This is a genomic window from Nocardiopsis metallicus (genome assembly GCF_014201115.1).
GTDB classification, from domain to species: Bacteria; Actinomycetota; Actinomycetes; order Streptosporangiales; family Streptosporangiaceae; genus Nocardiopsis; species Nocardiopsis metallicus.
The window spans coordinates 5,179,119-5,197,691 of record NZ_JACHDO010000001.1 but is presented as its reverse complement, the minus strand read 5'-3'; the positions used below and the strand labels follow the sequence as shown (position 1 = coordinate 5,197,691).

Annotated in this window: 19 protein-coding genes, 1 pseudogene and 1 other annotated feature; of the genes and pseudogenes, 11 read left to right on the top strand and 9 right to left on the bottom strand. The window is 67.4% G+C overall.

Features of this window, described 5'->3' with window-relative positions:
* Window positions 1-4: 4 nt before the first annotated feature.
* The 4 genes from mpaB to HNR07_RS22770 form a co-directional block, all read right to left on the bottom strand.
* The gene (gene mpaB, locus HNR07_RS22785; RefSeq protein WP_184366718.1) at window positions 5-1,057 is read right to left on the bottom strand and encodes a daptide biosynthesis RiPP recognition protein; all 1,053 of its coding nucleotides are present in this window, start codon (window positions 1,055-1,057) and stop codon (window positions 5-7) included.
* A gap of 47 nt (window positions 1,058-1,104) precedes the next feature.
* Window positions 1,105-1,998: an LLM class flavin-dependent oxidoreductase gene (locus HNR07_RS22780; RefSeq protein WP_246420457.1), complete on the bottom strand. Its 894-nt coding sequence runs from the start codon at window positions 1,996-1,998 to the stop codon at window positions 1,105-1,107.
* A 467-nt stretch (window positions 1,999-2,465) separates the two neighbouring features.
* Window positions 2,466-2,666, bottom strand: a complete 201-nt coding sequence (locus HNR07_RS22775) for a hypothetical protein (RefSeq protein ID WP_184366716.1) — start codon at window positions 2,664-2,666, stop codon at window positions 2,466-2,468.
* 121 nt (window positions 2,667-2,787) lie between these two features.
* Complete coding sequence (locus HNR07_RS22770) at window positions 2,788-3,597, bottom strand: transposase family protein (RefSeq protein WP_184372057.1); 810 nt, start codon at window positions 3,595-3,597, stop codon at window positions 2,788-2,790.
* Window positions 3,598-4,368: 771 nt separating this feature from the next.
* Here HNR07_RS22770 and ltrA point away from each other — a divergent pair.
* From ltrA to HNR07_RS22730, 8 genes are all read left to right on the top strand, one after another.
* The gene (gene ltrA / locus HNR07_RS22765; RefSeq protein WP_221318691.1) at window positions 4,369-5,838 is read left to right on the top strand and encodes a group II intron reverse transcriptase/maturase; all 1,470 of its coding nucleotides are present in this window, start codon (window positions 4,369-4,371) and stop codon (window positions 5,836-5,838) included.
* Window positions 5,839-6,215: 377 nt separating this feature from the next.
* A protein-coding gene (locus tag HNR07_RS22760) for an IS3 family transposase (protein ID WP_246420228.1) occupies window positions 6,216-7,447 on the top strand; the annotation gives its coding sequence in 2 pieces (ribosomal slippage) (window positions 6,216-6,501 and window positions 6,501-7,447; 1,233 coding nt in all).
* Window positions 6,494-6,607: a sequence feature (AL1L pseudoknot), on the top strand. It overlaps the preceding gene by 114 nt.
* Window positions 7,448-8,070: 623 nt before the next feature.
* Window positions 8,071-8,634 (top strand): hypothetical protein, encoded by a 564-nt coding sequence (locus tag HNR07_RS22755; RefSeq protein ID WP_184366715.1) that lies wholly within the window; start codon window positions 8,071-8,073, stop codon window positions 8,632-8,634.
* A gap of 163 nt (window positions 8,635-8,797) precedes the next feature.
* Window positions 8,798-9,058 carry a hypothetical protein gene (locus HNR07_RS22750; protein ID WP_184366714.1) on the top strand — a complete coding sequence of 87 codons (261 nt, stop codon included), beginning with the start codon at window positions 8,798-8,800 and terminating at the stop codon, window positions 9,056-9,058.
* 9 nt (window positions 9,059-9,067) lie between these two features.
* Window positions 9,068-9,289, top strand: a complete 222-nt coding sequence (locus tag HNR07_RS22745; protein ID WP_184366713.1) for a hypothetical protein — start codon at window positions 9,068-9,070, stop codon at window positions 9,287-9,289.
* Window positions 9,290-9,482: 193 nt separating this feature from the next.
* Window positions 9,483-9,920: a YciI family protein gene (locus HNR07_RS22740; protein ID WP_184366712.1), complete on the top strand. Its 438-nt coding sequence runs from the start codon at window positions 9,483-9,485 to the stop codon at window positions 9,918-9,920.
* Between the two features lie 54 nt (window positions 9,921-9,974).
* Window positions 9,975-11,228 (top strand): RNA polymerase sigma factor, encoded by a 1,254-nt coding sequence (locus HNR07_RS22735; RefSeq protein ID WP_184366711.1) that lies wholly within the window; start codon window positions 9,975-9,977, stop codon window positions 11,226-11,228.
* Between the two features lie 59 nt (window positions 11,229-11,287).
* On the top strand, window positions 11,288-12,274 hold the full coding sequence (locus HNR07_RS22730) for an NAD-dependent epimerase/dehydratase family protein (RefSeq protein WP_184366710.1): 987 nt from the start codon (window positions 11,288-11,290) through the stop codon (window positions 12,272-12,274).
* Between the two features lie 21 nt (window positions 12,275-12,295).
* Here the strand turns inward: HNR07_RS22730 and HNR07_RS22725 are convergent, their stop codons facing one another.
* The 3 genes from HNR07_RS22725 to HNR07_RS22715 all read right to left on the bottom strand — a co-directional run bounded on the left by HNR07_RS22725 (window position 12,296) and on the right by HNR07_RS22715 (window position 13,758).
* The gene (locus HNR07_RS22725) at window positions 12,296-12,490 is read right to left on the bottom strand and encodes a DUF397 domain-containing protein (protein ID WP_184366709.1); all 195 of its coding nucleotides are present in this window, start codon (window positions 12,488-12,490) and stop codon (window positions 12,296-12,298) included.
* Window positions 12,491-12,709: 219 nt separating this feature from the next.
* Complete coding sequence (locus HNR07_RS22720; protein ID WP_184366708.1) at window positions 12,710-12,904, bottom strand: DUF397 domain-containing protein; 195 nt, start codon at window positions 12,902-12,904, stop codon at window positions 12,710-12,712.
* An 11-nt stretch (window positions 12,905-12,915) separates the two neighbouring features.
* Entirely contained in the window at window positions 12,916-13,758 is an 843-nt protein-coding gene (locus tag HNR07_RS22715) for a helix-turn-helix domain-containing protein (protein ID WP_184366707.1), read from the bottom strand.
* Between the two features lie 433 nt (window positions 13,759-14,191).
* On the opposite strand from HNR07_RS22715, the gene HNR07_RS22710 reads away from it, so the two are divergent.
* The 3 genes from HNR07_RS22710 (at window position 14,192) to HNR07_RS34445 (ending at window position 15,847) form a co-directional block, all read left to right on the top strand.
* Window positions 14,192-14,710 carry a hypothetical protein gene (locus HNR07_RS22710; RefSeq protein WP_184366706.1) on the top strand — a complete coding sequence of 173 codons (519 nt, stop codon included), beginning with the start codon at window positions 14,192-14,194 and terminating at the stop codon, window positions 14,708-14,710.
* Between the two features lie 124 nt (window positions 14,711-14,834).
* On the top strand, window positions 14,835-15,365 hold the full coding sequence (locus tag HNR07_RS22705) for an ATP-binding protein (RefSeq protein WP_184366705.1): 531 nt from the start codon (window positions 14,835-14,837) through the stop codon (window positions 15,363-15,365).
* Window positions 15,362-15,847, top strand: a complete 486-nt coding sequence (locus HNR07_RS34445) for a hypothetical protein (protein ID WP_184366704.1) — start codon at window positions 15,362-15,364, stop codon at window positions 15,845-15,847. The genes HNR07_RS22705 and HNR07_RS34445 overlap by 4 nt, the downstream gene beginning before the upstream one ends.
* 294 nt (window positions 15,848-16,141) lie before the next feature.
* Here the strand turns inward: HNR07_RS34445 and HNR07_RS22695 are convergent, their stop codons facing one another.
* Entirely contained in the window at window positions 16,142-17,824 is a 1,683-nt protein-coding gene (locus HNR07_RS22695; protein ID WP_184366703.1) for a transposase, read from the bottom strand.
* Window positions 17,825-18,091: 267 nt separating this feature from the next.
* Window positions 18,092-18,433 (bottom strand): annotated as a pseudogene (locus tag HNR07_RS22690) (Uma2 family endonuclease); the annotation flags it as partial.
* Window positions 18,434-18,573 lie beyond the last annotated feature (140 nt).

The window sequence follows — 18,573 nt, the reverse complement described above, 5'->3', positions numbered from 1 at the left end:
CGGGTCACACCCCCGCCAGGACGCCGCGGGAAACCAGGGGCGCTCCCGCGTCGGTGAAGAAACGCTCGACCTGGGACAGCGCCTCGGGGCGCGCGTACTCGGCGGCGTCGCGGACCGAACCGGTGGCCAGGATCAGCTCGGCGGCCGAGGCCGCGATGTGCTCGACGGCGAAGACGCGGTCGCTCGCGAGGTCGTAGACGTAACCGCGCTCGTCATCCCACATCACGACCGGGGTCGAGGGTTCGCGCAGGTCATGGTCGTGACCGGTCTCCGCGAAACCCTGGGTGATCCGTCCGCCGAACCCCGAGACCCGTAGTCCGCCGACGTTGTTGACGGTCATGGTGCGCAGGGCCGGGAGGACGTCCAGGTAGCGGCCCAGCCAGGGGCGTTCGAGTAGTTCCCGGCTCCGCTCCGCCTCGGGGACGGTGGCCCCGAGACAGACCGAGCACGGGAGGGGGCTCTCCGTGTTGGCCCGGTCCCAACTCGCCTGGAGTGCGCTGAGCGGGTCCCCTACCCGGCCGAGGACGCTGCCAGCGGGAGAGGTGGAGATGTCGCCCTCGGTGTTGACGTACAGGCGCGTCCTCGGACCGTCCCCGTCCGGGGACGCTCCCAGCCCCGGGAGGTCGGCGATCCGCACCGCCGGGGCGGTGGCGAACTCGGGAAAGACCCCCTCTGCGTAGGCCCGGTCGGCGTCGGACAGGAAGTGACGGAAGTCCGCGGCGTCACTGACCCGGACGAGGGTGGGTCCGATGATCGACATGAACTCGCTGGTCGCGTAGTCCTGGGTCTGGAGGAAGAAGTCGTCACCGATGGAGATCTCGGTGCCCGGCTCGTCCAGGGCACCGTCGAAGCCCACCGCGCCGGGTGTGTCCGGGCCGGGAGCCAGAACCACGGTTCCGGGGCCGATCAGGCCGCTCTGAGCCAGACCCGCGATGTGTGCCGGATCCGCGGTGACGATCGTCGCCACGCTTGCGGGTGCCGGGCTGCCTGGTACGGCCTGCCCGGTGCCCCAGGACATCAGGTGCTGCTTGACCCGTCTCAACTCGGCTCTGTCCATGGTTCCGTTTCCCGTCGGTGTCGTCTGTGCGCTGTTCTGGGTCCCTGTCACGGCGCCACCGCCGCGAGGATCGTCTTCAGGTCGTTCACGGCCTCCAGTTCTCCGCACCGCTTCCGTACTCCGGTGGCGTTGAGGACGATCTCGTCCACACCGGCTCGCCGGTACTGGTCCAGGAGGGCGGCGACCTCTTCCGGGGCACCGCTGACGAAGGCGTTGGCCTCGACCAGGGCGCGGGCGGTTTCCCCCGGGTCCTCACCCGAGACCTGGACCCCGGCCCGGCGGAGCATGTCGATGTAATGGGGTGCCTGGATGTGGCCGGCGTTACTGGCCAGGGCCAGCTCCGATGCGCTCACCTGCGCTCTTTCTAGGGCGACCGGCACCATCGCCGTGATTCGCGGGCAGGGGCGCCCGGCCTCCTCGGCGCTCTTGCGGATGGCCGGGACGAGGATGTCCCTGAGGTAGTCGGGCGGGGTCAGCCAGGTGATCGCCACGTCGGCGAACTCCCCCGCGACCCCCGCCATGCCCGGTCGCAGGACTCCGAGACCGACGTCCACCCGGGGGGCCGCCGCGGGGGGCAGTTGCGCGGAGATGTTGAAGTACCGGCCCTCGTTCTGGACCACCTCACCGTCGAGGAGCCCGCGGACCGCGGCCAGGTACTCACGTGCCGCGGTGAGAGGGCTGGCGTAGGGGGCGCCCAGCAAACCGGCCTGGAAGGCGCGGGATCCGGGGCCGAAGCCCGCGACCACCGAGTGCCCGGTCGTCATCGCCACGGAACGGGCTTGCAGGGCCGCCTCGTAGGGGTGGCGCAGCGGCATCAGGGTGACGCCCAGTCCGACCGGCACCCGAAACCCCGAGGCGGCGGCGCTCACGAACCCCTGGTGGGGCTCCATCAACAGCGCCTGTCCCTGCCAGAGCCGCTCGGCGTGCGTCCACTTCACCATTGCGGCGAGCGGAAGAATCTGCTCCGGCCGGCGTGGAAGAAAGGGAACGAGTACCGAGTAGGCGGTCATTCGGGGCTCCTTTGGTCGATTGTTCTCTTGGCCCGCTTTCGGGGCCGGGTTTTCATCTCCGTTCCCTTCGGACAATCAGTAATATGCCGGACGTTTTTCTCTTGGCCTTCACGCGAGAGTCACATCGGGAAATTTCTTCTGGGTTTTTCCATCCATGCAGTTCAGGGGGTGTGGATGTCTTTTCGGGGAGCAAAGAGGACCGGGGCCGGCGGGAGAGATCCCGTCGGCCCCGGTCCTGGAGGCGGTGGACTGGTGTCCTGTGCGGTTCCTTCTTCGGTGGTAGTCGGTAAGAGGTTCAAGGACCTCCTCGGTCGTCCTGTGGGGGATGGGGCGGCCCGCTCGGAGGTGGTCTTCGTTCCTCCGCGCGGGGCCGCGCTGGTCCGGGCCGCGCGGCTCCCCTAACGGGACCCGTGCGCCGCCCGCCGGTTCTGGCTGATCTTCGCGGCCAGGAAGAGGATGCCCGCCACGCCCACCCCGGTCAGGGCGATCTGAGCCGCGCCCCCCAGAGTGAGGAGGAAGACGACGGTGAGGACGGCCAGGACGCCGAGGGCGGCACCCAGAATCGAGTTCGAGCGGAGCCAGTTGTTGCTGTCCGGCATGCTGTTCCCTTCTGCTGTGGACATTCAGTCCGGTGTTCGCGGGATGCGACCCTGGCAGGGGCCGTGGGATTTCGTGTCGGTGTCTCCGCGGCCCCGCGCACTGAGGTTTTCTCAGCGAAGATCATTTCCACTGCCTGTTGAGGACAAGAGCCGCACGGGCGATGTCTCCGATCCGGCTCGGGCTAAGCGTGACGTACTTCAGCGTCCGCCAGCGCTCCTTGAGTTCGGCGGCGGTGCGCTCACCGAGCGCACGCACGTGCCGCAACAGCGCGTTATACATCCGTGTGTCCACGTGCAGAGCCCCTTCGCCCTGGCCCGTAGGGCGCTTGATGGGGGTGTGCACGCCGATACCGGCGCCTTGGTAGCCCTTGTCAGCCAGGGTGGGCAGGCCCTCGGCCGCTGCCTTGTACAGGGCGGGCAGGGCGTGGAGGCGGGCGGCGGTGATGTCGGGGGTGGATCCGGGCTCGACTGCGGAGACCCACAGCGGGGTGCCGTCCGGTGCGGATAGGAACTGGATGTTGCCGCCGAAGGCCTTGTGTTTTTGGCTGAACCACAGGTCGTTGCCGTTCTCGCGGACGCCCGCGAGGCGGTCGGAGGCGATCAGCGTGCCGTCCAAGACTACGCGCGCTATCCCTTCGTTGTGGCAGTTGGCCAAGACTTCGTGCAGGTCGGGGGCCTGGTCGGCGAGGACGTCGATGCCTTCGTGTAGGTAGCGGTAGCTGGTGGCCTGGGAGATTCCGGCGTCACGGGCCAGGCAGTGCACACAGCCGCGCTCACGGAACCAGCGCAGCACCAGCACCGCTTGGCGGAACGGCCCGAGTGCCCGTGAGCCCTTCGGAGTGGCGATGCTTCGGCGGTGGGCGGCCAGGTGTCGGGCGAGGAACTCGACGATGTGGCGTGGGACGTCGAGGGTGGCAGAATAGGTGACCAACGTGAAGCCTCTGGTGGTTACGGACATGATCTTGTGGTGAGACCTGTCCTACCAGGGGCTTTACGTCTGCTCGCATCCAGGTGCCACTCGTCCGGCCCGGCGGGGATCCGAAAATCACCCTGCTCCGCAGAGATCATTTCGCTGAGAAAACCTCACGTGCGCCACGAGGCGCTGTTCAAACACATATCCGAGTGGAGGTGAAAGCAACTCCGCCGCCTTCTCGTCGTAGCGAGAAGGTGAAGCAAGGGGCAGTCTGAAGCGGAGATCGCCGCCAAGGACGGGAAGCAGCCCTGACAATGCCTGGATGGCCCAGTACTACCGGATGGGTCATGCCGCGGTTAGCGAGATGGGACGGTATACGAAAGGAACCGGTGCCATAAAACCCCCTAATTTTTCGCCAGCTCTAACCCGGTGGATCCGGGCTGGAAAGCAGTGCGCATCCACCAACGGAGAGGACCATAGTTCTCTCTCGTGGTGGAAAACTCCCGAGCCGGTATGTGAGATCTGGCAGGGAGGCCCTGGTGAAGGTCTACGGCGTAACCAGGGCGATACTGCGGGGGTAAAGCCGGGTACCTCGCCCGTCGATCGGAGAACAGCGAACGTGGGAACCACCGGTCCTCACTCCCTTCCCTTCTCGATGCCATCGAGAAAGGAAAGGATAGGTGCGATGCTCACCGAAGAAGGCCAGTGGGGCGGAGACGCCGTAGTAGTCCGAGACCGGGAAAGCCGGTCACATGGCGAAGGGCGGCAGCGATTCCAAGGAGAACACAGGTGAATGCAAGATCCGAAGACGCACCGGTGAACACCGGAGCTTCGATCGTATGGCCGGATTCCGATACCGCCTACTTTCGGGTACGGAAGATGCAGACCAAACTCCATCAATGGGCGAAGGAGGATTCTTCACGCAGGTTCGATGACGTATTCAACCTGGTCTATGATCCGGCGTTCCTGGTCGATGCGTTCGAACGCACCGCCCGGAACAAAGGTGCCAGGACAGCAGGAGTCGACGGGGTCACCGTGCACATGGTCCGATCCCGTATCGGAAGGGATGCGTTCCTCCAACAGGTGCGCGACCTGCTCAAAAGCGGGGAATTCCGACCCAGTGAAGTACGTCGGGTGGCGATCCCCAAAGCGGGCGGGAAGCTGCGCAAGCTGGGGATCCCCACCGTGATCGACAGAGTGGTTCAGGCATCACTGAAAGCGGTGCTGGAACCGGTCTTCGAGGCGGACTTCCTTCCCTGCTCCTATGGTTTTCGGCCCAACCGGCGCGCTCAGGACGCGATCGCCGAGATCCACAGCCTCGCCTCACCGGTGAAGAACCACCACTGGGTTCTGGAAGCCGACATCAAAGCGTGCTTCGACGAGATCGATCACACCTCTTTGATGGATAGGGTGAGAGGACGGGTCAAGGACAAGCGGACCAACGCGCTGGTGAAATCGTTCTTGAAATCCGGCGTGATGACACAGTCCGGGAATCGAGAGGAGACCATCACCGGGACGCCGCAAGGCGGAATCCTGTCACCGTTGCTGGCCAACATCGCGTTGTCAGCACTGGACGAATACATCGCAGCGCAATGGGAAACCAGTGCATACCGTAGACGTGTTCGTCGCCAGAAGGGAATCGGTAACTGGAAACTGGTTCGTTACGCTGATGACTTCGTCATCATGGTGCAAGGGAGCCGTGACCGGGCCGAGGTCTTGAAAGAAGAGGTGAGCCAGGTACTGACCCCGTTAGGGCTGCGCTTGGCCGAGGAGAAAACCGGGGTTGTCCATATCGACCAGGGGTTCGATTTCCTCGGGTTTCATATTCGCCGCAGGGTGAAGAGAGGGACCCGACGTCGGTACGTCTACACCATCCCGTCTAAGAAATCCGTTCAGGCGATCAAGGACGGGGTGCGGCGGGCAACGAACAGACCCACCCGGAACACGGCCACCGAACGCAAGATCGCGGAGGTGGACACGATGGTTCGGGGGTGGGCGAACTACTTCCGTCATGGTGTGTCCAAGAAGATGTTCTCCACTGTGGATTCCTTTTCCTGGTGGAGGTTGTCTTCTTGGATCCGCCGCAAGCACTCCAATATTGGTCTGCGTGAGTTGAGGCGGCGGTTCACCGATCGTGGGTGGCGGCTCGCCTATCAGGGATCTGTTTTCCGTGGCGCATCCAACGTCACGGTGTCCCGGTATCGGTTCAGGGGGTATTCGATTCCCACCCCGTGGACCACACGACCTGCAACCTGTTGAGGAACCGTGGAGAGCCCGTTGCGTTGAAAGGCGCACGGCGGGTTCGGAGGGCGGGCCGTGGAAACCTGTCGTGAGTGATCACGGTAAGGCGCCACGGTCCGACCCTACTGGGCGCGTGAACAGTGTGGCCTCGGTTTTTCACACGGGCATCGCACGGAATCCCTGCGGGGGCGGTCTTTCCGGTACTGCAGTCGTACTTTCGATTTGCCCTGACCTGATGGCCTCTGGGGTGTTGTGTCCAGGTGAAAGTACGCTGATCTGGGCTTTTGTCGCGCACGCAAACGGCCACCGCCCGATCATCGATGGTTGTGAGGACAAAGAGTTCTGTTTCGTGCCGGGTGTGATGGAGGCTCTCAAACCTGGGAAGGATGAGAGACATGCCAGCACCGAGGAAATACCCCGATGAGCTGAGGCAACGTGCCACCCGCATGGCCGTGGACGCTCGCCGGGACCCGGCCAGCCGCAGCGGTGCCATCGCCCGTATCGCCGACCAGCTGGGCATCAACCGCGAGACCCTGCGCAACTGGGTCACCCAGGCCGAGGTCGACGCCGGAGACCGCCCCGGCACCACCACCGACCAGGCCCAACGCCTGGCCGAACTTGAACGCGAAGTGCACGAGTTGCGGCGAGCCAACGCCATCCTCAAGTCCGCGTCGGCTTTTTTCGCGGCGGAGCTCGACCGCCCACACATCAGATAGTCGCGTTCATCGACATCCACCAGCAGGAGTTCGGGGTCGAGCCGATCTGCCGCGTCTTGCAGGTCGCCCCGTCCACCTACTACGCCGCCAAGAACCGGGCCCCGTCACTGCGCTCACGCACCGATGAGGTCACCACCGCCAAGATCCACCAGGTACACGCCGACAACTACGCCGTGTACGGGGCCCGCAAGGTCCACGCAGAGCTGAACCGCCAAGGCCACCGGGTAGCCCGCTGCACGGTCCAACGCCTGATGAAACGGGCCGGGCTACGCGGCATCTCCCGCACCAAGGGACCCCGCACCACGGTCGGGACTACAGCCTCGGACACCCGCCCTGACCTGGTGGAACGCGCGTTCACCGCTGATGCTCCCAACCAGCTGTGGGTTGCCGACATCACCTACATCCGCACCTTCGCGGGCTGGGTCTACGCCGCGTTCGTCATCGACGTGCACTCGCGCCGGGTGGTGGGCTGGCAGGTGGCGAGGTCGCTGCACACCAGCCTGGCCCTGGACGCGTTGGAAATGGCCGTGTGGAACCGGTCCCATGTCGGTCGGCGCATCGACGGTCTGGTCCACCACTCCGACCGCGGCGTGCAATATCTCGCGGTGCGCTACACCCAACGCCTGGCCGAGGCGGGGGCGGTGGCCTCGGTCGGTACCACCGGCGATTCCTACGACAACGCTCTGGCCGAGGCGTTCCACTCGCTGTTCAAGGCCGAGTTGATCCGTAACCGCGGGCCCTGGAAGGGGTTGGACGAGGTCGAGATCGCGGTGGCCGAGTACATCGACTGGTTCAACCACCGCCGTCTGCACGGCGAGATCGGGCTGGTGCCGCCAGCGGAGTTCGAGGACCACTTCTACCGGCAGGAATCGGTGTCAGCACACGACGAAGCGTTGGTTCCGAGCCTCTAAAGAACCCGGCACGAAACATTCCGAGGCGGGGACCGTGGACAGCACCGTAGCGGCCAGGCGCTGGCCTCACCGGTTGCGCGAACTCACCGACGCGGTCCTCGCCCCCACCTGGCCCGTCCTGGGACTCGAGCCACCACCAAAGACCTCATCACGCCCTGCTCCGCTCGCTCGCCCGCAAGAACCGCTGGCCCCTGGCGGTCCAGGAGCTGGCCGTCCTGTTCCCGGAACAGGGCTGGAAAAGTACTCGGCCGGGTCTCTCCGCCGGGGCCAAGGGGAAGTGGTTCCGCCGCTGGGTACTCATCGACGATGAGTACCGACACCCGCGGGGTGCGCTGGGTGCTGTTGCGCTGTAACCGCGCCAGCGGTGGTCTGGCGTTCTTCCACCGCTACGCCCAGGGCGGTGCCGCTGTCGCGTCTGGCGGCGGTGGCCGGACGCTGCCGGCGGCTTCGGTCCGCCCGGTTCCAGCAGGCTCGAACCCGCAGGTCCGGAGCCCGCTGACAGCGACGATAAGTCGTAGATAGGTCGTGGATACCGTGCTGGCCGATGCTCAGGGTGGAGACGGAAGCAAACACCGCCTCCAAGAAGCAGAACTTCTTACCATCCCCCTGAGTGTGGAGTGACGATGAACTCTGAACACGAGGTTCAGACCCTTGGTGGTTGCCGCGTGGACGGCGTGCCCGTCCGCTACGGACGGGCCCTGGAACTGGTCGCGGTCCTGGTGCTCTCCCACGGCGCTGCGCCCCGGGACTGGCTGCTCTCCACCCTCTTCGAGGGCGATCCCGCTCCCTCCAGTCTCCCCACGCTGGCGCTGCGGGCCCGCAAACTCGGACTGGACGTGCGGTATGACCGCGACCGGCGCTTTTACCACCTCGAGGGCCGGGTCCGTTGTGATGTCGCCGAGCTTCTGTCGAGGCTCGAGGAGGGGCGTCTCGAGGAGGCGTTGGAGCTGTACCGGGGTCCCTTCCTCACCAAGAGCCACAGCCCGTTCGCGGCGCAGACCCGGGACCACGTGGACCAGAGGATCGTCCGCGCGGCCATTGACAGCGGCGACATGGCGTTGATGGAGGCGGCCGACCGGGTCGTCAAGCACCCGGAGCTGAGTCAGGAACTGGTACGGAGGGGCGGCGACCAGGTCAGCGCCTCGCTGGGCCGCTCCTGGCTGATGGGGTTGGAGACAGCGATGTGAGATCTCCACACTTTGTGAACGGCCACACGTGCGGAATGTCGCCCTGTGTGGCCGTTCGCGATCGGGCGGAGTTCCTTCCACTCCCCGCTGGTACGGCAGGGGTGCGGAAAGCAATGGTGTCGTGACCCGTAGTAGGCCATTTCTCGGGAGCCTGTGGTTGGCCATGCCGACCGAATCTTTGCGAAAGGGGCACCTCCCAAGTGAACAGTGCACCCCCCGACCGGGCGAACCCCAGGAAGAAAGCGAAAACACCGCTGGGCCGGGACTTCAACTAATCAGCGGCCAGACCATCACCGAGGACTTCGGCGGCGCCCCGCTGGCCGGTTTCCTGTTCGTGGTGGCCGCCTCGCTGCCGCTGGCAGTCAACGCGGGCGCCTACCTGGTGGGCACGCTGGTCCTGCTCGGCGGTATCGCGACCGCCTGAGACACCGTGATGGTCAGTGCCATCCAGGTGGTGGTGCCCGGCACCATGCTCGGTCGGATGATGTCCTGCGCACGGTTCCTCGGCTACGGGCTCACACCGGTGGGGTCCCTGCTCGGCGGGCTGATCGGCCGGATCGACCTGCGTTTCCCCGCGGTCTTCGCCGGGGTGCTCGTCCTGGTCGCACTGGCGACGGTGCTGCCCGCGCCGCGGAACTCCTCGCGCAGGGCCTAGGCGGCCGAGCAAGCCGCCAAGGGCCGGGAAATAGAACCTGACCTGGGTGAACCGGGGGACGATCCGGGGCAGGGGAGGGGCGCGGGAAATCGTAGAAAAAACTTCGGGAAGGGTGTCGATCCGTCGTCGGCCCGTTCGACGTACGGGTGAGAGCGGGGAGGAGCCCCGCCGCGCACTCGGAAGAGGGAAGACCATGCGCTACCTGATGTCGATCATGAGCACCCCCGAGACCGAGGCCCGGGACTGGGAGCCCGCAGCCGAGGTCTACGAGGCGATGGGCGCCTACAACGAGGAGATGGCCAGGGCCGGGGTCCTGCTCACCGGGGAGGGGCTGACGCCCACCGCCGAGGGCGCCGAGGTGATCTTCCGCGACGGTGAGGCCACCGTCGTCGACGGCCCCTTCACCGAGGCCAAGGAGTTCATCGCCGGGTACTGGGTCATCCAGGTGTCCTCGCACGCCGAGGCCGTGGAGTGGGCCAAGCGGTGCCCGCACCCGCCCAAGGGCGACCCGACCGAGATGAAGCTCCAGCTGCGCCGGATCGGTGAGCTGGAGGACATGGACGACATGCCCGAGGAGCTCAAGGAGCGCGAGCGGAACCTGCGCGCCCAGCAGGAGAACCTCAACAGCTGAGCCGTGGCCTTGAACCCTGTTGCGTGGTGTGGCCCGTGGTGCTGAGATGGTGCCGTGGGCCACACCGGTGTCGAAGGCGAGGTGGAGGCGGTCTGGCGCATCGAGTCGGCCCGCCTGGTCGCCGCGCTCACCAGGATGGTCGGCGACGTCGGACTCGCCGAGGAGTTCGCCCAGGACGCCCTGGTCAGCGCCCTGGAGAAGTGGCCCGAGGAGGGTGTCCCCCGTAAACCCGGTGCCTGGCTGACCACCGTCGCCCGGCGCCGCGTCCTCGACCGCTGGCGGCGCGACGAACGCTTCCGGCTGCGCATGGTGGAGCTGGGGCGCGAGGTCGCCGAGCGTGACGGGCAGGCCGAGTTCGACGCCGTCCTGGAGGAGGACTACGGCGACGACCTGCTCAAACTCATGTTCGTCTGCTGCCACCCGGTCCTGCCCACCCGGGCGCGGGTGGCGCTCACCCTGCGACTGCTCGGCGGGTTGACCACCGACGAGATCGCCCGCGCCTTCCTCGTGCCCGAGCCCACCGTGGCCCAGCGCGTGGTGCGGGCCAAACGCAAGCTCGCCGACGCGGGCGTCCGCTTCGAGGTCCCCACCGGACCGGACCGCGACGCCCGCCTCTGTGACGTCCTCGAAGTCCTCTACCTGGTGTTCAACGAGGGGTACACGGCGACCTCGGGGGAGCGCTGGCTGCGCCCCGAACTCAGTGAGGAGGCCATGCGCCTGGGGCGGATCCTCGCCGAACTGCTGCCCAAGGAACCCGAGGTGCACGGGCTGCTCGCCCTGATGGAACTCCAGGCCTCCCGCTTCCGCGCCCGGACCGGGCCCGACGGCGAACCGATCCCCCTCGCCGAACAGGACCGCTCCCGCTGGGACCGGCTGCTCATCAACCGGGGCCTCGCCGGACTGCGCAGCTCCCTGCCCTCCGATCCCGCCCAACCACGCGGCGTCTACTCCCTCCAGGCCGGAATCGCCGCCAAGCACGCGGTGGCCGTCCGGCCCGAGGACACCGACTGGCACGGGATCGCCGCACTCTACGAGGCCCTGGTCCGGCGGACCGGTTCACCCGTGATCGAACTCAACCGGGCGGTGGCCGTCTCCATGGCACTCGGCCCGGGGGCGGCCCTGGGCATCGTCGATGCTTTGCGCGGAGCCAAGGCCCTGGCCGACTACCACCTGCTCCCGGCGGTCCGCGCCGACCTGCTCGAACGCCTCGGCCGCCCCGAGGAGGCCCGGGCCGAGTACGAGCGCGCCGCCGAACTCACCCGCAACGAACGCGAACGCGCCCTCCTGCTGGAGCGGGCCCGGCGCTGAGTTCTGCTGTCAGCAGTCAGCTCTGGTGCCCTGTGGCTGCTGCCCACCAGACTGACCGCATGACAAGACTTCTGGTTCTGGGCGGTACCGAGTTCGTTGGGCGAGCGGTCGTGGAGGAGGCTCTCTCCCGGGGGTGGGACGTCACCGTCTTCCATCGCGGGAAGCACGAGGCCCCCGCCGGTGCGCATGCCCTGTACGGCGACCGCACTGAACCCGGGGGCCTCGCCGCGCTGGCGGCGGGGGAGTGGGACTACGCCGTCGACACCTGGTCGGACGCGCCCTCAGCGGTGCACGATGCCGCCCGCCTGCTCTCCGGCCGGGTCGGTCACTACGCCTACGTCTCCAGCCGATCCGTCCACGGCGTGCCCAGTGCGCCCGGTGCGGACGAGGACGCCCCGGTGGTGGAGTCGTCCATCGATCACGACGGCACCGACTACGCGCGGGCCAAGCGCGGCGGAGAGCTGGCTGCCGAGGCGGTGTTCGGCGACCGGGCGCTGTTCGTGCGGGCGGGGCTCATCCTGGGGCCCTACGAGAACGTGGGGCGGTTGCCCTGGTGGCTGAACCGCATCGCCCGGGGCGGCCCGGTGCTGGCCCCGGGGCCGCGTGACCTGCCGTTGCAGTACGTCGACGCCCGCGACCTGGCCGCCTGGACCCTCGACGCCGCCCAGAAGGGTTTGAGCGGCCCCTACAACATGGTCAGCCCGAGCGGCCACGCCACGATGGAGAGCTTCCTGACGGCGTGCAGGGAGGCCACCGGTTCCGACGCCGAGTTCCGCTGGACACCTCCCGAAGCGATCGAGGAAGCCGGGATCGCCCCGTGGCGGGAGCTGCCGGTCTGGCTGCCGCCGGGTGAGCTGCACGGGACCCTGCACCAGGGAAACGTCGAGCGCGCCCTCGCCACCGGACTGCGGTGCCGCCCGGTGGCGGAGACCGTCACCGACACCTGGGCCTGGCTCGTCTCGATCGGTGGGGAGCCGGACCAGCGCCCGGACCGCCCCCGCGTCGGCCTGGATCCGGAGACCGAGGCCCGAGTCCTGGGCCTGTAAGACGGCCCCTCTGACCTGGCTTTATCGGCCGCCCTGAGCGATCTTCGCAAGGGCGGCCCACTCCGAGGAGGGGAAGGTCAGCGCACCGAGGCTCCGGTTCTGGGTGTCCCGGACAGCAGCCCCGGTGGGCAGCTCAGCGACCTTCACGCAGTCCTGAGTCTGTCCACCGCTGTAGCTGGACTTGTGGAAGGTGAGTTCTTCGGTGGGGAGGCGCATGTCTGAGTCCTTCTCTGGGGGTAGGGGTGCTCAGTTACTCATGTACAGCTCTGCCCGCTGCTACATCCCAAGTTCAGAGGAAAACGTCCCGAACCCTTGACCAGCTACGGCCACCGGAACTTACTCCCTGCCCCAAACGGCCCCGGGTACAGTGTTCGTTGGATGAATGCGGAAGAGGCCCTGACCATCACGGTCGGGGCCTCTTTTTGATCTCCAGGCCTATCGCCCAGCGGAACGGGCTACGGCCAGAAGGGCCTGCCACTCGTAGCTGTCCCCGAAAGTGATATGCCCGAGGTTGCGGTTCTGGGTGTCGCGCACAGCCGCACCAACAGGAAGGTCCGCAACCTCGACGCAGTTGTCGCCACGGCCGCTGTAAGACGACTTTCGGAAGTGCAGGTCGGTGGATGAAGGCATGGGAGTCCTTGCTAGATGAGTGATTCCAAGTACCGGACCGAGGCTTCGGGTGACTCTGCCGAGCTGCAAATGTGGCCGAAGATGCCGACGTAGTTCTGGATGGCCTCAGGCTGTTCCAGGTACAGGTCCTCGGTCGCGGCCTCTATGTACACCAGGGGCAAGTCTGCTGGGTCGGGGAAGTCCAAGATCATGAAGGCTCCTTCCATCGCGGCGTGGGAGCCAGCTTCGTCTCGGAGCACCTGAATATCGATGTTTGGGCGCTCAGCGATGGCGATGAGATGTCGGATCTGGTCCGCCATCACCTTGGACCCGCCGACTCGCTTGCGTAGCGCCGCCTCATCGATCACCGCCCACACACTCGGAGCGGCCTCCGCAGCGAGGATCTCCTGCCTCTTGAGACGACCCGCTACCTTGCGCTCGATGTCGTCATCGCTCAGCACTCGGCTTCCCCGCAGTACCGCAGCAGCGTATTCGGGGGTCTGGAGTAGCCCAGGGATCAGCAAGGCTTCGTAGGTGCGGATCATCGAGGCGCCGGTTTCGAAGTCAGCCAGGCCGCCTCTGAGAACGTCCTTGAAATCGATCCACCAGCCCCGCAGGCGCGACTCGCTCGCCAAGGACACGATGGCGTCGCGCATTTCGTCGGGCAGCTTGTAGACCTCGGCAAGGTCCTTCATGTCGCGGACGCTCGGGAGCTTCCACTCGTTGCGTTCCATGCGCGAAAGCTTGCCGCTGGACCAGCCCAGCTGCTTGTTCACGCTCTCGATCTTGAGGTTGCGATCCTCGCGCATGCGTCGGAGCAGAGCGGACAGTCGGCGCCTTCTGGCGCTGGGGCTGTACCGGCTGTCGGCCACCATGTGTCACCTCCTGGCCTGCCTGATCATAGGCCAGGCAACGGGAATCAGACATATCACCCAGATGTGAATCACATCTTGCGAAAATCATCGCACGTATCGCATGATGGTTATCCGCCTTCGTCTATGTCGCCCTCATCCAGCGGCATTCGAGTCCCAGGAGCCGCGCTATGCCGCGATACCTGAACCTGTCTGAGCTGGCGCATGTGCGCTGGTTGGCTTCCGAAGCGATGCGTCGCCGTCGCCCCCATCGCCCCCGTCGGGCCCGGCGTGTGCGTGCCTATGCCCCTGCTCCTCGGACTCTGGCTTTGGGTGAGTCTTCACGCTCGCCCCTCCCGCCCCGGATCCCAGCACCCCGGCGGCCGTTGGACTCCGCGCCTATGGATGTGCTCCAGGCCGTGCTCGCCGGGCTGCGGCGGTTGGGGGTGGCGGCCTGATGCGCGATATCTACAGCAGGGACCTGCTCACCGTCATCGACGAGGCCCTGCAGCCTCCCGCGCACCTGCCCCCGCCCGAACTGGCCGCGTGGCACTCCCACACCCTGCGCCACCGGCTGCCCCTGATCCGGCAGGCGCTGCGGATCGCTCACGAAGTAGGTGACGCCGAGCTGGCAACCCAGCTGATCGACCAGGCCATCGCCGAGCACCCCAACCCACCCCGCACGCTCCGGGCGGTCGGTGGTGACGGCCCCCGCCTGCCGGTGCGCTTGCAGGCCAACCCGCCCGATGGCGGTGAGCTCCCCGTCCCCGAGCACGTGTTGTGCCCGCTGCTCTACAAGCAATGGAACCTGACCATCGAGGGCCAGCCACCCCACGAGGTCTACGTGGCCCGACGCCCGATCGGCTGGACGGGTGAAGGCGACGCCTTCGAGCGGATCACCGCCCCCACCCGCTACGAGCTCCTGCGCCTACTCGGCCACCGCCTCCTGGGCCCCAGCTCCTCGCCCGACTCCTAGACCCTGTGCCCCTGCTGAGGTCCCGGAAGCCTCAGCGCTCACGAAAAAGCTCTGGCGGGTGGACCAACACCCCCAGAGCAGGCCGACAACCAACACCCGTTTCAGCAGAAAGCGAGTTGCCGACATGGCCATTGTGTCAAACATCCACGCCCCCACACCCCCGTTCGCGGGACGCCGCTGGCCCTCCCGCACCTACCCCGGCCAGCTGGCCCAGACCGGTCAGTTGCGTGCGGACCTGGCCGCCGACCTGCTCCAGTTGGCCGAAGTCTCCGCTGAGACGGCTGAGGACCTGCTGCTTTGCGCCAGCGAGATGTTCGCCAACGCCTGCGACCACTCCCGCTCGGGCCAGGACACCGAGGGCCGGGTGATCCGTACCCTGCACACGCCCACCGCCCACACTCTCCAGGTCGCGATCGTCGACGACGGCCAGCGCACCGACACCGCTGAGTTCCAGGCCCCGCATACCCCGCAGCACACCATCGAGGAGTGGGAGCAGGCCGAGCGCGGCCGGGGCCTGCTGCTCATCGGCCACCTCGCCACCCGGTGGGGCACCCGCTCGGTGGTGGACTTCCCATTCTGCGAAGGGTTGGGCACCGTGACCTGGGCCGAGTTCACCCTCCCCGCGCACACCACCACGGGCGAGGCCAACCGGTGACCGGCTCCCGTCAGGTGAGCTCCGGGGTGCGCCAACGGCTGTCCGCACCCCGGGGCCACCGCTTCTCCCGCCCCGGCGCCAACCGCCCGCTGGCCGCCCCGCCCCCACCCCGGGAGCACCGCCACTCCGGCCCCTACTTCAGCACGCCGGAAACCCACTCCGAACGCCAGGCACGCCTGCTGCGGCAGATGGAAGGCAACCCCCGGGTGGCCCACATGCTCCAGCACGGACCCACCCCGCACTGGTTCGAGGTCGACCGGCAGCGTCGCGCACAGGAAGAACGCGAAGCCAGGCGGCTGGAAGAGGCGTTGGCCGCCCTGACCGACGACGCCCCCGCGACCCCCGCCCGGGGCCGCCATCGGGCCCCGCGCCGCTGGCGGGGCTGGCCCGCCGTGGCCGTCAGCACCACCCTGCTCCTGGCCCAGACCACCGCGCAGGCGCTGGGACAGGCACTCTTCCAGACCGGGCCACCGCCGCTCTGACCACCGATATCCGCGAACCCCGCGCGCCCGCTGACGCCCCGGCTCTGGTGATTTCGGCGGGCGCGCGGCACACTCGCTCATCCCGTACGGGACGGCCGCCCCGGTGACTTCTGCGTCACCGCCATCGCCTCAGCACGAAAGGTCGCCGACAGTGGATCGGCGGCTGAGGGGGCGCGGATCCTCCTGGGGAGGGTTCCGGCCTCCTCTTCGAAGATGATCTTGCTACCAGGAGCAAGTTCGGCGCCCTCGGGTTTCGTGGTTTTTGCAGAGGTGTCCGGTTCGGGTGGGCCCGGCTCACGCTGCGATGTCGAACCAGTCCCTGACGATCTCTCGGATTAACCCACCCAACCCCAGATCAGGCACCCTGCACGATATTCGGTGTTCGATCACCTGCCTTCTGAGCGCGGCGATCATGTCTGAGAAGGCCAGGTCGGTCTTGGACCGATACCAGGGCTGGTGATAGCGGCGGGCAGCCACGTCCGCTTGCCCCTGGCCGTGCCACCGATACCAGACCACCACCAGGCTGTAGGCCAGCAGCTGGAAGGGGACCGTGCGCTCTACCGCGGCGCGGGTTCGGTTTTGGGCCTGCTCCAACCCCAGATGGGCACGACTGTCCTGGAAACACACCTCGATCGGCCACCGATCCGTATAGCGCGCAACGACCTGCTCAGCGGGGCTGGTGGTGTCGGTGCTCAACAACGCCACCTCGTAGGGTTGGGGGCTGTGCGGGTTGCGCACCAAAATCAGGCGCAGGGGTGTGGGACCCAGGGAGCGCACCCACCGGCAGTCGATGACGGCCATCTCCTGGCCGGTGTCGTTGCCCAAAGCGACGAAGTGGGCGGTGGCGGCGATCTGTTCGGGGGTGCCCAACCGGGGGCCCGCGTAGCGGGGACGGCCGGGCCGGGTGGGGGTGCCCGCCGGTGCGGGTGGGGGGACCTGGTGCAGGACCGCGGTGGCCGCCAGACGAAAAGTCCAGGTCAGGTTGGGTGGCAAAACGCGCAGGGCCGGGCTGTGGTAGGCCGAATCGGCCACCACGTGGATGGTGCGGTCGGGGAACTGGTGGGCTTGGCGGGTGGCCAGAGCGATCGCGGTCTCGGTCTTGGTGGGCCGCTGGCCGGTCTCGGCCTGGCTGGTCTCGTCCTGGCCGGTGGGGCCACCGGTAGAGCCGCCGGTGGTGGGGGTGGTGGCCTGCAGCACCCGGTCCAGGGCCTGCTCATGGGCGGCCTGGGCGGCGGCTAGTTCTTGGGCGCACCGGTTCAGGCGCTCTTTGAGGGCGGGTGTGGGGTCGGGGCCGGGCAGGCGGTGCCCGGCCGGTAGGGCGGCTTCCTTGGCTTGGCGCAGCTGCAGGCCATGGTGGGCCTGAGCGTGGCGGGTGCGGGCGCTGTCCAGGACGCGGGCGGTGGCGGCGGTGGGTGAGGTGTGTGCGGTCTGGGGGTGGGGCACGGGGCCGTTGTGGCCTGCTGTGCCGGGGCTTGGTTTGGTGGGGCGGGGTCGCCAGCACGCGGTCAGGGTGGGCAGGGCCAGGGCTGTGGTGCGGCCGGGCAGGCGGATGGCCAGGGCGGTGACCACGAAGCACACACCCCAGGCCAGGGGGTGGTTTTTGGGTCGGGTGCCGTCGTGTTGGCGGTAGCGGCCCCAGACGCGGCGGCCCGACCGTTTGATCAGGGTGTCATCGATGGCCAGGGTCAGGTCCTGGCCGGGGTGGGTGAAGGCCTGGGTGATGAGGTGGGCCATGGTCTGGCCCAGGTGGTGGGGGTTCCATTTGCGGCGGGAGAAGAAGGCGTGGGCGCGGTCGTGGTGCCAGTGGCGGGCCAGGCCGGAGCCGGTGAGTATGCCGCACACGGTGCGGGGTCCGGTGTGGGTGATCAGGCCGGTGATCAGGGCGGTGAAGGTGGTGAAGGTGGGTCGGGTGAAGTGGGGCCAAAAGTGGGTGAGCAGGCGTTGCAGGGTCGGGGGTAGGGTGGGGTGTGGGAGCATCAGCGAGCCTCTTTGCGGTGACTGGTTGATGCTCCCTTTGTCGTGTCCGGGGCGGGTTGTTGTCCAGGTTCACACCAAAGCACTCAGAAGTGGACACTTCTCCGAGAACCACGAAACCCGAGGGCGCCGAACTTGCTCCTGGTAGCAAGATCATCGGGGATGAGAGGGTTTCGGAAGCACAGGACAGGCCACCGGTCGGGTTTCGGTCTGCGGGGTAGTCGCCCGTCGGCACGGGCGCAGGAGCTCCAGAAAGCTCCCATCAACGATCTAGCGCCCGTACCGCTTGAGGCCGCCTGTGCTCAGGGTGACCCCGACCCCGGGGATCTCGACGGTGTGCCCGTAGCCGAGCTCGGCGATGTCGCGGTACCTGCCGCCCCCGGGCTCGCTGTGGACCGTGACGCTGTCGTCGTCGCGGTCCACCAGCAGGTAGACGCCGATGTCACAGGCGGCGTAGGCGCGGGCCTTCTCGACCCGGCCACGGGTGCTGGTGTCGGAGTCCCACGAGGTGACCTCGACGACTACCAGAACCCCGGCGGGATCCGCCCACTCACCCTGTCCGGCGAAGTGGTCGACCGGCGCGAGGATGCCGTCCGATCGTGCGCCCCCTTCCGGTGTGAACACAGGTCCCAGAACGCAGCGTGGACTCCTGGTACCAGGTTACAAGGGCGGACCTCTCAGCACCGGGGTCCGTGTACACAGCGAGGGACCGCTCCCTCGGCGGGTGCGGTCCCTCGGTCAGTAGCGGCCGG